The following is an 11,882-nucleotide window of genomic DNA, read 5'->3' on the forward strand; positions in this document are numbered from 1 at the left end:
AGCACAGATCGCGGCCGATGATCCCGACCGGAGCGCCGCAGTTCACGCAGTCGCGTTGCCGTTTTCCCATCGGACACAGTCACTTTCGCGAACTGAGGCCGCTCACATCGGCGGCATCGAGCGTCAGCATGTCGAGCTGCGCTCGCAGTTCATCGAATGCGTGCCACCGTGCCTGTTGCGCGGTGGGTCAAGTTCGAGTCGCCGGTAGTTTCGACATCCGCCGGACGGCAGCGAGTCCGTCCGGCGTGCCGGACCAGTGTTTGTCCAGGGCTTCCGGGCCTACTCGGCGGGTCACGGATCGTAGGACGAGGACAACGATGATCGCGTCGTCGGCGTATCCGATCACGGGGATGAAATCGGGCACGAGGTCGATGGGTATCGCCAGGTAGACCAGCAGAAGTATCAAGTGAACCCGGACCCCGCGTGGCAGTTCCGGGTCTGCGGCGAGTCGGCGGAGAAGGCGGATCACGTCGGGCAACAGCCTGAGCGTGTCGGCGACCTGGAGGTTTCCAGGGCAGGAGCGTCGGAGCGCGAGCAGTAGAGCCAGCCAGAGCAGCAATAGACCCGCGACGACTCCGGTCAGGACGGGCCCGATTGCTGCCCAGACCTCCTCGATACCCATGCCATGCATTGTCCGTGCATGCCGTGATCGCTCGGCATCCCCCTCCCGCGACGTACGGGCGCGGATGCGACCTGCAGCGAGGAGGCAGGCGACTGCGACGAATTCGATGGCCGCAACGACGGCGAGCTGGAGGTCAGGAAACCTGTTACAAGGCGGTCGGTGTCCATGTGCTCACCGGTGCTCAGGCACCGAACGAACTACGTTGTCCGCTCGACCAGCCGGGGCGTATCTCGAACGTTGTTCGGGCCCAAAGTTGTTCGGTCATGTCGTGTACTGCAACCAACGCAACCGGATCGTCGGCGCGGACCAATGCAGAGGTGCTGACCAGGGTGTGTAGCGTCCATCCTTCGCGGTGGCGAAGGTCGACCCTGCTCGGCTCGCCGCGCAGGCAGCCGATCCCGAATTTCGTGTGGTCGGTGTCAGCCAGCAGCAGCTCGGCGCGGCGATCGATCAACTCGCTGCTGCACCCGTAGCCGAGCATGTCGGCGAATGCGGCGTTGACGTAGACGATGACACCGTCCTCGTGCACGGCGAGAATGGGAATCGGGAACCGATCGAGAACCAGTGTGATCGGGAGTCGTTCGAGGTAGCCGCGCGGAGTCTGCGGTGCCGCTTCGCGGCGCTCGATCCTCGGGCCGCTGATTGGAGCTCTGCGGCTACCGTCGATACTGGTCATCGCACCCCCGAACCGATCCACGTTGCGAATGTTCATCGCTGTAACAAGCGACTTCGACGATAATACTAATTCCGAAATAAGATCCTCGTAATCCGTGATCCAGTAAGAATTCATTGGGCCTTCTGTGGATTTGCTATGAATCCGGCGCAAAGCGCGCGTGCGCTCATTAGCGCTCTCTTGTTGATTTGCTCGCCCAATTACGTCCTGAGCAGACTGTCACGGTAGCCAGGACGCTATGTGGGCGCGCTAAGCACGTCAACCGGTTGGGATTGTGGTCGTCATGCCTTTGGCGGGGGAATGCACGATCGGTAAGGTCGGTCTCACACGTGCTGTCCTTGCAAGGAGGAAGATTGAGAACTATCAATCGATCCGGACGAGGCCGATTGGATTCGCCGCCGTCGCGACCGCCGTTGCAATAGTGGGTGTCATCTCGTCTCTGTAGCACACGCACCCCGGCCGCAGCGGAACGAATCGAAACTGGCTGCGGTGGATAGGAAGAGTTCGCGACGTCACTACCGATCGACTAGTGGTCATTCACGAACTCATAGGTTTAGGGTCGCGCTAGGTTGGCTGTCATGCGTGAGCGCTTCCACGAGCACCTCGATTCGTTTGCCGCGACGTTGGCGATACTGTGTGAATCGTCGGGCACTGCGATGCGCGAGGCTACCGTGGCGTTGCTGCGCGCCGACCTCGAGCTTGCCGAGAAGGTGATCGATGACGTGGGTCGGATCGACCAACTCGCGCTGGGGTGCGAGGAAAACGCATTCACGTTGCTGGCGCTGCAGGCTCCCGTCGCTGGTGAGTTGCGGCAGATCGTGGGTGGAGTCCATATCGTGGCCGACATCGGGCGTATGGGTGGGTTGGCGCGCCACGTCGCTCAGGTCACCCGCCGGCGGCACCCTGATCAGGTCCTGCCCGACGATGTGCGGACCGAGTTCGCCGAGATGGGTCGAGTTGCCGTCGCGATGGCCGCGACCGCAGGGGATGTGCTGGCCGGGCACGACCCGGAGCGTGCCGCCGGGCTGGATTTGGACGACGAGGCGATCGATGAGATGCAAAGCCGCTTACTCGTACACATTACCGGCCCGGCATGGGAACACGGTGTGCAGGCGGCGATCGATGTGACACTGCTCGCCCGCTACTACGAGCGCTACGCCGACCACGCGGTCCAGGTTGGGCGCCGCGTGGTGTACCTGGTCACCGGATCGAACCCACCCGGTTCCGGCGCCCTCCGCTGAGCCCATATCCGATGGGCGGTTGTGACGTACCGGATTCACTCGGCGTGTGCAAATCGGGTATCGGGCATTGCGTTCGACGTCGATACCAGAGAATTCTCGGTTTCTCGAAGAACTCTGGTTTGCGGTGCTAACACGGAGTTGCGGTCGGCGGGAATGCGGCAGACGGGATGAACGCCACGCTGCTGTCGGCGAATCTTGGCAAGAACCCGTCCTGAGTCGGACAGCGTCGTCGGTCTACGAGGCGCTGCCTGCCACAACGATCGAGAGAGTCTTAGATGAGCAGTTCCAACGCAGCCCGTGGGCACATCGGTCACCACGACGTGAGGAGTACCGCAGAGCTCCGAGTACCGGATCGAGGCGATGTACGCCGACCCGGTTAGGACAGTTGCAACTCACTACGCCGCTGGTGTCGACCTGGATACTGCTCGGCCGACATGACCGGGTGGACGACGTGGCCGCGTGCGGTGGGGTGTCTCGGGTACGAAGCGATCCGGACCGTGCTGCGAGCGGGGATGTGGCGTCGATCGTCTTCGATCGGTCGTGGATGCTGCTCACCTACCGAAAGCTGCGCCTACTTCGAGCAAGACGATATGACACTCGAGCAGGCGCAATGGGCGAAGATCGACCTCGCGCTCGGCAAGTGCGATCTGCAGCCTGGAATGACGTTGCTCGACATCGGCTGCGGCTGGGGTTCGACGATGCTGCGCGCTGTCGCAAAATACGACGTCAACGTCATCGGGCTCACCCTCAGCCGCAACCAGTATGCGTATGTCGACCGGATCTGTTCGACACTGTCGGGGGCGCGGAACGCGTCGGTCCGCCTGCAAGGCTGGGAGGAGTTCGACGAACCGGTGGATCGGATCGTCAGCATCGGCGCGTTCGAACACTTCCGCAAACGCCGCTACCCGGCGTTCTTTCAACGGTGCCACGACATCTTGCCCGAGGACGGCCGAATGTTGTTGCACACCATCATCGGCTATCAGCGCGCCACCCTGGAGAAGCGTGGAGTCCCGGTTACGCGCGATCATCTTCTTTTCGCGATCTTCATGCTGCGCAACATCTTTCCCGGCGGGCAGCTGCCCGAACCCGATTGGGTCACCGAGCCGGCGGAGGACACCGGTTTTCGAGTCGAGAAGATCGAGTCCCTGCAGCCGCACTACGCGCGCACACTCGACTGCTGGGCCGCGAGCCTGTCGGAGCGCCGAGACGACGCGGTGCGCATCGCCTCCGAAGAAACCTACGACGGCTACATGAAATATTTGACCGGCTGCGCCGAACTGTTCCGCACCCGCTACCTCGACGTCATGCAATTCACCCTCACGAAATAGGTGGTCGGTCAGCCCGTCGGCGGCGCCGATGTGAGCGCGGCGTGCAACATCGCTTGGGCGGACCAGGACATCAGTGCCGCCGCGGCCTCGCTGTCGAGCCCGGCGACATCGGTGAGCCAGACGAGGGCTTCGATTCCCACCGCGCTGCGGACCGCGAGGACCAGTCGGTGGACGGCGTGCTCGGACAGCTGCGCGTGCAGGGGTGCGAGTGCCTCGGCGATCCACCCGATGGCGCGACCCCGCCGCAACGGTAGATCTGCGCGTTCGGTGGGTGCGGCCTCGAGGGACAGGCGCAGCATGGTGCGCTGCTGCGCCTCGGTGTCGAGGACGATCCGGATGAGTGTGTCCACGACGATCTCCAATCGCGCGGCGGGGTCCCCGGGCGGATCGTCGGGTAGTAGTGAATGCCGCCCGGTGAATGGATGCGCGGCGGCGAGCATCGCCAATCGATTGGGGAAATACCGGTACACCACCGCGCGTGAGATGCCGGTCGCGTCGGCCACGTCATCGATGGTGGGGGTGATGCCCGAAGCCACCAGTGTGCGCGCCGCGTCGGTCAGTGCCGCGCGGGTGCGTTGCTTCTGCCGGGTTCGACCGCTGGCCTCGTAGGGCGTTGACATGCGCCCATGGTACCGGCGTATTCTTATGAGACTCAAATCTCATATCGTCAAAGGGGCACCCGGCGGCAGCACGGCAGCCCGATCGAAAGGGGAGTCGTCATGACCGTGGAATCGTCGTCGGCAGACCCCGCGCTGACCGATCCGGATCTGTACTCGGTGGTGTTCGAGAACGAGCGGGTGCGGGTGTTGCGGTACCAGGACCGGCCGGGTGACCGCACGACTGTGCACCGCCATCCGGACAGTGTGATGGTCACGCTGAGCCCGATCCGCCGCAGGCTCAGTTCGGAAGGGAAAGTGGCGGAGGTCGAACTCGCGGCCGGGCAGGTGCGGTGGCTCGACGCGCAGAGACATGCCGGTGAAAATATCGGTGACACCGACAGCGACGTCGTGTTCATCGAACTCAAAGAGCCACCAGACTCCGGCACCGTCGACGATGGCGTCCGGCCATTGGGGCCAGCGTGAGTCCACCAGCCTGGAATAAGCGGGTCGAACCAATTCGCCGCCCTGGGATGCCACATCGATCTATCGCACTACTGCGCACGCCAACCGTGGCCCTGAACCGGGTCCGGCGTGCACGATCACCGCTCGGCCATTTCCGTTGTTTCGGAGATCATCGATCGTGAAGGCGCTGGTCGAGGTGATCAAGCGTCCTACGCCGTCTTCGCGGACATGGATGGTTGTCAGATCGCCGCTCGGTTTCTCGCTGCGGGAACCGCCCAGCCGGAGTACGTCGCCGGCTGACATGAAATCGCCTACCGGATCGGTCGGGTGGGGTTCGCACTTGCCGAACTCGTGCACCCGTACCCCGTAGTCGCCCATGGGCAGGCCGAGCACGTCGATCTGCGCGCCGACGTTCTGGAATTGCTCCACGAAAGTCACAGTGCCCGAGGGATTTCCGTCCCGGTCGGCCAGTCCCGCTGCCATGGAGAATCCGCCTGGTTCGTGTCCCGGGTCTGCTACCTCACCGTGAGTGGGCGGCATCGGTTTGCCGGTCCATATCGCCGGGGTGGTGCCTTCGATGCTGCTCGGTTCTTGGCCGTTGGAGCAACCGCCGACCGCTACTGCGAGCGCAGCACCTGCAATCGCACAACCGAACCGGTGCACGATCTTCTTCATAGTTTCTCCCGTCGAGTCGTTCGTCCTGACAACGGTCACGTCGACGGACACAAACCCTGACGCGTTCTGTTCCAGAACGGAAAGAGTTGTGGACTACCTGCGTCCGGATGGTCGGCATGAGCGAGGTCGATGAAGTTCAGAAATGTCGTACCGTCGGTTCCCGCAACCCCGCATGCTTGCAGGCTCAGCTTCGCTGACGGCACGAATCCGATGTCCTCGGCGTAGGTGCCGAGCACGCCTGAGTCGACGAACGACTCGAGGCCGTTGCCCCACTTGTCGTAGTCGTACTGAAGATTGAAATCGCACTGGTGCCGAAATAGCTCACTACAGGTGGTTGGATGACCGCTCACCGTGAACGCTGTGTCTTCGAGCGGAGGCGGTGCCGCTGCAGGCGACGGGTCGGCCGGCAGGTAGGTCGATGCCAGGAAGAACAAGGCAATCCCGATTCCGGCCATCACCACGATGACGATCAGTGACTTGGCAAATTCCTTCATGGCTACACGACGTTCGAGATCAACGCGGGTCGTGGACATGTGCGCCTGTCCGGCGCAGCAGGGCGTCGAGTCCATCCGTGCCGACGGATGCGGGCTTGCTGAGCAAGACGACTTCGTCGAGAACGGTGCGGAGATCGACACTGTTGCGGAGTCTGTCGGCGCGGCGGCTGGTGGTGATCGCCAGTGTTGCATCCCGATTGGGTGGGGCAAGAATACCGAGGACGGGCTGAGCAGGAAGGACGATGTCGACCTCGAAAGGTACTGGCGCACAAGCACGTACGGCAAGTCTGATCAAGGCGCGCTGCGCGTCGACGGTCGACCAGGCGTAGTGGCATTGTTCGATGGTGACCTGCTTCGTCTTGTCCAGCAGATCGAACAGCGCCCGAGCTGCTCCGACGGCCGGTGCTTTTCGGTCTGCGAGGACGACAGCGAAGATCGGCCAGGGCTCTTCCACGCTCGCAGGGCGAGCACCGTCACGGGTGCGGTCGGCACGGGGACGAATGAGCAGCGCTTCGACGGCAACCAGTACTGCTGGCGGCGGTGCGGTGGCGGGAATGGTTCGCAGGTGGCGGGTGGTCGGGGTCAGTGTCGGAGTCTGTTTCATGAGTCCACGATCGTCCGGCGGTGTTGCGCTGGACCGTTCCGAATGTTTGCGAATGTATGACGACTCGACAACGCGTACTCACACTGATTCGGCAGGCAGGGTGACGAGGAACCGGGCGCCGCCTTCGGGGCGATCGGTGCAAGCCACGTGGCCACCGTGGGCGGCCACGGTCTGTGCGACCAGCGCGAGTCCCAGGCCGGTACCGGCGGTTCTGCCTCCCCGGGTGTGGGCGGTTGCGAAGCGTTCGAAGATGCGTTCACGCTGATCCGCAGGCACGCCGGGGCCGGCGTCGTCGATGCTGACCGTCACCTCTGCGCCGACGTGCCGGACGGTGATCTCGATCAGACCCGCGCCATGTTTGTCGGCGTTGTCCATCAGGTTCACGAATGCACGGTCGAGCGCGAGCTTGCGGCCGTTTACCGTCGCGTCTTCCTCGACGCGCAACAACGTGTCGGGACGTCCGGAACGGGCGATGGTGTGCGTGAGGAGCTCTCCGATCGACACCGGCTCGGGTTGATCCTGGTGCAGGCCTGCCTCCGACCTGGCGAGGGCGAGAAGGTCGTCCAGAAGGTGACGAAGATAATCGAGTTCGACCGTGACGAGGCCGAGATGGCTCGGGCATGTCGCCCTCGTTGCGACGAAGAAGGTCGACGCCCGTGACCAGTGTGGTGAGTGGTGTGCGCAGCTCGTGGCTGACGTCACCGAAGAATCTGCGCTCGCGGTCGATACGTTGCTGCAACGAGTCCACCATCTGGTTGAACGAGGTAACGATGGTGACCAGGTCTCTGTCGTCGGTGTCGGCCAGTCTGGTCTCCAGATCACCACCGGAAATCTGCGCCGCGACTGCGGCTACGCGATGTAGCGGGCGCAGCACTGTTCTACTTGCCCACAGGCCGAGCGCGGCACCGCCGAGCGTGGCGGCGGCGGCGCAGCTGATGAGCACGGTGCCCATTACCCGCAAGGTTTCCTGAAGTTCGCGCAACGGCACGAGTTCGTAGAGTGCGGCACCGTCGGCGAGCGGGACGCCGACGGCGAAGAATGTGGCGCCTCGCATCGTTGTGGAAACTGTCTTCGAACCTCCGTCTCCGACGGCGTCGGTCAGCTCGGCGGGCAGGCCGGTCGGGCCGAGGTCAGGATCGGTGGAGAACCATTTGCCTTGCCAGCGAAGCAACAGTTCGGTCTCGGCGGGCGGGTCGATCGCGGTGAGCACCTCGGGAACAGTGGCGCCGGGCAATGCCAGACGTCCGCTGACGAAGTCGGCGTGGGCCGCAACCTGCCGCTGCGCGGCGTTTTGTCGGTGTTCCACCAGAAAGCCGCGGCTGATCGTGAAGACCGAGCCCGCAAGCAAGAGCGAGAGCAGGCCGGTGCCGATGACGAAGGTCGCCATGACACGGGTGCGCAGCCCCGGTCCTCCGGTATGGGTGGTGCTATCGCTGGGCATCGAGTCGGTATCCGAGCCCGCGCACGGTGACCACGATCCGCGGCTCGGAGGGGTCGATCTCGATCTTGGTACGGAGCCGGCGAACGTGCACATCGACGATTCGCTCGTCACCGAAGAAGCCGCGATCCCACACTCGTTCCAGCAGCACGCTGCGGCTGAGTACGCGCCCGGACTCTGTCGCGAGCTCGCACAACAAGCGGAACTCGGTCAGCGTCAGGTGAAGTTCCTGGTTGCCGCGGTGCACAGTCCCGCTGGCCTGGGACAGCACCAGGGCAGCGCCCGCAACGGCGTCGAGCAGCACGTCGCGGGGTGCGTCGGTCGGTGACGTCGAGGCACTGCGTCGTCGCAGGGCTCGCAGTCTGGCGGTGACTTCCTTGATCTCGAAAGGTTTGGTGACGTAGTCGTCGGCGCCCGCTTCCAGAGCGGCAACCACATCATGGGTGTCGTCTCGGGCGCTGACCACGATTATCGGCACGTCGTGGTGCTGGCGGACGCGCCGGATGCAGGTGAAGCCGTCCATCTCGCCGAGCATCAGATCGACGATCATCAGATCCGGTGCGCCGTTGCGGTGCAATTGGAGCAGTGCGGTCTCTGCGTCAGGTGCCTCGGTGACGTGGTAGCCCTCGCCTTCCAATGCAAGCCGCATCGCCGACCGGACCCGATCGTCGTCCTCGACGACTAGCAACCGTGCGTTCACGGCTCCATCCTCCACGCGATCGTGATTGACCAGGCGCCGTGACCACTGTTGTCACACGACTGCAAAGAAGCGGACCGAATCGTCTCAACCTCAGCGAGTCAGGCTGACAGTCATGAGCGCTTTCGAAGATCGGTATGGCACAGCCGACGCTTGGCGGCAAAAGGTGCCCGGTCCGCAGTTGCAGGGGGTTGTCAGCGGAGTCACATTGGTGTCGGGTATCTGGCTCGCAACCACACCGTTGGTGTGGACGTATGGCAATGGGGTTGCGTTCGACGCACGCTGGAACGACGTACCCGTCGGTCTCGCACTCGCGACGCTCGGTGTCCTCCGCCTCACCCTCCCGATCCGGCTCGTCATTTCAACCGCGCTCGGCGTGGGGTTGGGCGTCTGGCTGACCGTCGCTCCGTTCCTGCTCGACTACGGCTTCAGCGTCGACTCGACACGCGCGACGCTGAACAGCTTGCTGGTCGCCGTCGCAGGACTCGCGCTGTGCGGATTCATCGACGCGCGCCGCATCGGCACGACGTCCACGTCCGGCGCCGCTCGGCGTCGGACCCAGAAAAAGGAGACCTGATGACCAACCCGACTACCGCCTCACAGGACCAGCAGCAAGCAAGCCAGACCTACGACGAACAACGCCTCATCGCGACCTTCGACAACTATCCAGCGGCACAGCAACTGGTGGACCGGATGTCCGGCGACGGATTTCCAGTCGAACACGTCCGCATCGTCGGCGACGGCGTCCGGACGGTCGAGTACGTCACCGGCCGAGTGACCAAAGGTAAGGCCGCCCTCACGGGCGCTGCAGGCGGAGCATGGTTCGGTGCGCTGATCGGATTGCTCTGCGGAATGTTCGCTGTGGGACCGGCATGGCTGTGGGTGCTGCTGGTCGCCGTGATCATCGGCGCTCTATGGGGTGCAATGTTCGGATACGTTGCCCACTGGTCCACTGGGGGCCGACGCGACTTTTCCAGCGTGCAGACCCTGCAAGCGCGCCGCTACGACGTCTACGTCGATGCCGTTCGCGCCGCCGACGCTGCGCACTACGTAGAGGCATCCTGAAACGTTCGGGGCGTTGATATGCCCGCCATGCGCTCGCGACAGCATTCGGTCGAATCGGGTCTCGCGTCGCATCAGTGCATCCGAAGTCGTCTCTGATCCGGCAGGGACTCGAAGGAAAAGGTTCAGCGGACCTGATACTTCTCGATGTCTGAAACACGGAGAGTCAGGCCGTGCCCCGGAGCGTCGGGATCGGGGCTTATGGTTCCGGCGAGCGGGTCGAGAGTGCCGTCGAAGAACAACGACTCGATCCGGACGTGGTCGTGGAACCATTCCAGGTGGCGCAGGTTCGGTATCGCCGCTGCGGCGTGTGCGTGCAGGTGCGGTGCGCAGTGGCCGGAGATGTCGAGGCCGAACGAGGCGGCGACGGCGGCGGCCCGAAGCCATTCGGTGATGCCGCCACACCGGGAGGCATCGACTTGGAGGCAGTCGACCGCACCGGCTGCGCACATGCGACGAAAGTAGTAGAGGTCGTACCCGTATTCGCCCGCGGCCACATCGGCCGAAACGGCGTCGCGGACTTCCCTCAGGCCGTCCAGGTCGTCGGACGATACCGGCTCTTCGAACCACCGAACGTCGTAATCCTCGACGGCACTCATCATCCGGATGGCTTGTTTACGCGTGTAGCCGCCATTGGCATCGACGTACAACTCTGTGCGGTCGCCGATGATGCGGCGAGTCTGTTCGATTCGCGCGAGATCACGGTCGGGGGTGGCGCCCCACGATTCGCCGACCTTGATCTTCACTCGCGGTATCGCCTGCTCGAATACCCACCGCGACAACTGAGTTCGAAGTTGCGGGGCGTCGCAGGTGGTGAAGCCGCCGCTGCCGTAGATGGGGACCTCGGTGCGTACCGACCCGAGCAAGCGATGCAGTGCGACGCCGAGCAGTCGTGCCTTGAGATCCCACAACGCCACGTCGACGGCGGAGATCGCGTAGCCGATGGCGCCGGGGCGCCCCGCATTGCGGACCGCTCGAACCATCGCCTCGTATGCGGCACCGACGTCGAGCGGGTCACGCCCGATGACGATGTCGGCCAACATGTCTCGTACCACGCTCGCGCACGCCGTCGGTCCGTAGGTCCAGCCGGTGCCCACCGTGTCGCCGGCACGGACTTGTACCACGACGATGGTGGTCGCATTCCAGGTCAGGGTGCCGTCACCCTCGTGCGCATCGGTCGGAACGGTGTACGCGGCGACCTCGACATCGTCGACAACCGTGTCGATCATGGTCTTCGCCTCACCAGCGGGTCGGATGCGGGAGGAATTCTTGGGCTTTGATCTTGATGCCCTCTTTCATCACACCCAGCGCGTCTTCGTCCCCTTTGAGTACAGACATCGCGGTGTCTTTCATCTGTTCGTAGGTGACGTGCGGCGGCACCGGTGGAACATTGGGGTCGCAGTGCACGTCGAGGATCGTCGGCCGATCTGCCGCCAACGCCAAATCCCATGCCGGACCGATCTGTTCGGGGTCGGTGACCGTGATCGCGTGCAAGCCGAGGCTGGCTGCGAACGCGGCGTAGTCGACGTCGGGCAGGGTCTGGGATTCGGCGAACTTCGGCGCCCCCGACATCGCTCGCATCTCCCAGGTGACCTGGTTGAGGTCGTCGTTGTGCAGGATGGTGATGATCAGCCGTGGGTCGTCCCATTCTTGCCAGTAATGCTTGATGGTGATGAGTTCGGCGAGGCCGTTCATCTGCATGGCACCGTCACCGGCGAAGACGACGACGGGCCGATCGGGGTGACCGAATTTGGCCCCGATTCCGTAGGGCACACCGGGACCCATGGTGGCGAGGTTGCCCGACAAGGAGCCGCGCATGTTCCCCCGGAACCGCAGTTGTCGCGCGTACCAGTTGGCGGAGGAGCCGGAATCGGCTGTCACGATGGCGTCGTCGGGCAGCCGAGACGAGAGTTCGGCGAAGAGCCGCATCGGGTTGATCGGATCGGCCTCGACCGCGGCTTCGGCGGCCATGACCTTCCACCAACGA

Annotated in this window: 15 protein-coding genes and 2 pseudogenes; 6 read left to right on the plus strand and 11 right to left on the minus strand. The window is 63.8% G+C overall.

Features of this window, described 5'->3' with window-relative positions; all coding sequences use genetic code 11:
• Positions 1-187: 187 nt before the first annotated feature.
• Both FOY51_RS26905 and FOY51_RS26910 read right to left on the minus strand, forming a co-directional pair.
• The gene (locus tag FOY51_RS26905; RefSeq protein WP_149433343.1) at positions 188-622 is read right to left on the minus strand and encodes a YkvA family protein; all 435 of its coding nucleotides are present in this window, start codon (positions 620-622) and stop codon (positions 188-190) included.
• 181 nt (positions 623-803) lie between these two features.
• Entirely contained in the window at positions 804-1,298 is a 495-nt protein-coding gene (locus tag FOY51_RS26910; RefSeq protein WP_187776497.1) for a PAS domain-containing protein, read from the minus strand.
• A gap of 575 nt (positions 1,299-1,873) precedes the next feature.
• Between FOY51_RS26910 and phoU the strand changes: the two genes are divergently transcribed.
• Together phoU and FOY51_RS26920 are read left to right on the plus strand one after the other, a co-directional pair.
• Complete coding sequence (phoU, locus tag FOY51_RS26915) at positions 1,874-2,536, plus strand: phosphate signaling complex protein PhoU (protein ID WP_149433345.1); 663 nt, start codon at positions 1,874-1,876, stop codon at positions 2,534-2,536.
• Positions 2,537-3,093: 557 nt separating this feature from the next.
• A pseudogene (locus FOY51_RS26920) lies at positions 3,094-3,864 on the plus strand (cyclopropane mycolic acid synthase family methyltransferase); the annotation flags it as partial.
• An 8-nt stretch (positions 3,865-3,872) separates the two neighbouring features.
• On the opposite strand, the gene FOY51_RS26925 reads toward FOY51_RS26920, so the two are convergent.
• Positions 3,873-4,484, minus strand: coding sequence for a TetR/AcrR family transcriptional regulator (locus FOY51_RS26925; protein WP_149433346.1), 612 nt, complete (start codon positions 4,482-4,484; stop codon positions 3,873-3,875).
• A 99-nt stretch (positions 4,485-4,583) separates the two neighbouring features.
• Between FOY51_RS26925 and FOY51_RS26930 the strand changes: the two genes are divergently transcribed.
• A complete protein-coding gene (locus tag FOY51_RS26930) occupies positions 4,584-4,946 on the plus strand; it encodes a cupin domain-containing protein (RefSeq protein ID WP_149433347.1) in 363 nt (120 codons plus the stop codon).
• 60 nt (positions 4,947-5,006) lie between these two features.
• Here the strand turns inward: FOY51_RS26930 and FOY51_RS26935 are convergent, their stop codons facing one another.
• From FOY51_RS26935 to FOY51_RS28220, 4 genes are all read right to left on the minus strand, one after another.
• Positions 5,007-5,600, minus strand: a complete 594-nt coding sequence (locus FOY51_RS26935; RefSeq protein WP_149433348.1) for a superoxide dismutase family protein — start codon at positions 5,598-5,600, stop codon at positions 5,007-5,009.
• A gap of 35 nt (positions 5,601-5,635) precedes the next feature.
• Complete coding sequence (locus FOY51_RS26940; protein ID WP_149433349.1) at positions 5,636-6,094, minus strand: hypothetical protein; 459 nt, start codon at positions 6,092-6,094, stop codon at positions 5,636-5,638.
• Between the two features lie 19 nt (positions 6,095-6,113).
• Positions 6,114-6,698, minus strand: coding sequence for a hypothetical protein (locus FOY51_RS26945; RefSeq protein ID WP_149433350.1), 585 nt, complete (start codon positions 6,696-6,698; stop codon positions 6,114-6,116).
• Positions 6,699-6,954: 256 nt separating this feature from the next.
• Positions 6,955-7,383 carry a hypothetical protein gene (locus FOY51_RS28220; protein WP_503487663.1) on the minus strand — a complete coding sequence of 143 codons (429 nt, stop codon included), beginning with the start codon at positions 7,381-7,383 and terminating at the stop codon, positions 6,955-6,957.
• On the opposite strand from FOY51_RS28220, the gene FOY51_RS28225 reads away from it, so the two are divergent.
• A complete protein-coding gene (locus FOY51_RS28225) occupies positions 7,294-7,560 on the plus strand; it encodes a hypothetical protein (RefSeq protein ID WP_503487664.1) in 267 nt (88 codons plus the stop codon). The genes FOY51_RS28220 and FOY51_RS28225 overlap by 90 nt on opposite strands.
• Here FOY51_RS28225 and FOY51_RS28100 read toward each other — a convergent pair.
• Both FOY51_RS28100 and FOY51_RS26955 read right to left on the minus strand, forming a co-directional pair.
• Positions 7,489-8,232 (minus strand): annotated as a pseudogene (locus FOY51_RS28100) (HAMP domain-containing protein); the annotation flags it as partial. The gene FOY51_RS28225 and the pseudogene FOY51_RS28100 overlap by 72 nt on opposite strands.
• Entirely contained in the window at positions 8,126-8,836 is a 711-nt protein-coding gene (locus FOY51_RS26955; RefSeq protein ID WP_149433351.1) for a response regulator, read from the minus strand. The pseudogene FOY51_RS28100 and the gene FOY51_RS26955, both read right to left, overlap by 107 nt.
• A 112-nt stretch (positions 8,837-8,948) precedes the next feature.
• Between FOY51_RS26955 and FOY51_RS26960 the strand changes: the two genes are divergently transcribed.
• Both FOY51_RS26960 and FOY51_RS26965 read left to right on the plus strand, forming a co-directional pair.
• Positions 8,949-9,410: an SPW repeat domain-containing protein gene (locus tag FOY51_RS26960; RefSeq protein WP_149433352.1), complete on the plus strand. Its 462-nt coding sequence runs from the start codon at positions 8,949-8,951 to the stop codon at positions 9,408-9,410.
• On the plus strand, positions 9,410-9,898 hold the full coding sequence (locus tag FOY51_RS26965) for a general stress protein (RefSeq protein WP_149433353.1): 489 nt from the start codon (positions 9,410-9,412) through the stop codon (positions 9,896-9,898). The genes FOY51_RS26960 and FOY51_RS26965 overlap by 1 nt, the downstream gene beginning before the upstream one ends.
• Before the next feature lie 122 nt (positions 9,899-10,020).
• On the opposite strand, the gene FOY51_RS26970 is transcribed toward FOY51_RS26965, so the two are convergent.
• Together FOY51_RS26970 and FOY51_RS26975 are read right to left on the minus strand one after the other, a co-directional pair.
• Positions 10,021-11,124, minus strand: coding sequence for an enolase C-terminal domain-like protein (locus tag FOY51_RS26970; RefSeq protein WP_149433354.1), 1,104 nt, complete (start codon positions 11,122-11,124; stop codon positions 10,021-10,023).
• Positions 11,125-11,134: 10 nt separating this feature from the next.
• Positions 11,135-11,882: thiamine pyrophosphate-dependent enzyme (locus FOY51_RS26975; RefSeq protein ID WP_235916815.1), on the minus strand; the 748-nt coding region annotated here is incomplete at its 5' end.

It is taken from the genome of Antrihabitans cavernicola, assembly GCF_008297975.1.
In the GTDB taxonomy this organism is placed as follows: Bacteria; Actinomycetota; Actinomycetes; order Mycobacteriales; family Mycobacteriaceae; genus Antrihabitans; species Antrihabitans cavernicola.

What these genes read in the sequence shown, in the direction of transcription:
- FOY51_RS26905 (WP_149433343.1), bottom strand. Translation starts at nt 622, where the DNA reads ATGGGTATCGAGGAGGTCTGGGCAGCAATCGGGCCCGTCCTGACCGGA.
- FOY51_RS26910 (WP_187776497.1), bottom strand. Translation starts at nt 1,298, where the DNA reads ATGACCAGTATCGACGGTAGCCGCAGAGCTCCAATCAGCGGCCCGAGG.
- phoU (WP_149433345.1), top strand. Translation starts at nt 1,874, where the DNA reads ATGCGTGAGCGCTTCCACGAGCACCTCGATTCGTTTGCCGCGACGTTG.
- FOY51_RS26925 (WP_149433346.1), bottom strand. Translation starts at nt 4,484, where the DNA reads ATGTCAACGCCCTACGAGGCCAGCGGTCGAACCCGGCAGAAGCAACGC.
- FOY51_RS26930 (WP_149433347.1), top strand. Translation starts at nt 4,584, where the DNA reads ATGACCGTGGAATCGTCGTCGGCAGACCCCGCGCTGACCGATCCGGAT.
- FOY51_RS26935 (WP_149433348.1), bottom strand. Translation starts at nt 5,600, where the DNA reads ATGAAGAAGATCGTGCACCGGTTCGGTTGTGCGATTGCAGGTGCTGCG.
- FOY51_RS26940 (WP_149433349.1), bottom strand. Translation starts at nt 6,094, where the DNA reads ATGAAGGAATTTGCCAAGTCACTGATCGTCATCGTGGTGATGGCCGGA.
- FOY51_RS26945 (WP_149433350.1), bottom strand. Translation starts at nt 6,698, where the DNA reads ATGAAACAGACTCCGACACTGACCCCGACCACCCGCCACCTGCGAACC.
- FOY51_RS26960 (WP_149433352.1), top strand. Translation starts at nt 8,949, where the DNA reads ATGAGCGCTTTCGAAGATCGGTATGGCACAGCCGACGCTTGGCGGCAA.
- FOY51_RS26965 (WP_149433353.1), top strand. Translation starts at nt 9,410, where the DNA reads ATGACCAACCCGACTACCGCCTCACAGGACCAGCAGCAAGCAAGCCAG.
- FOY51_RS26970 (WP_149433354.1), bottom strand. Translation starts at nt 11,124, where the DNA reads ATGATCGACACGGTTGTCGACGATGTCGAGGTCGCCGCGTACACCGTT.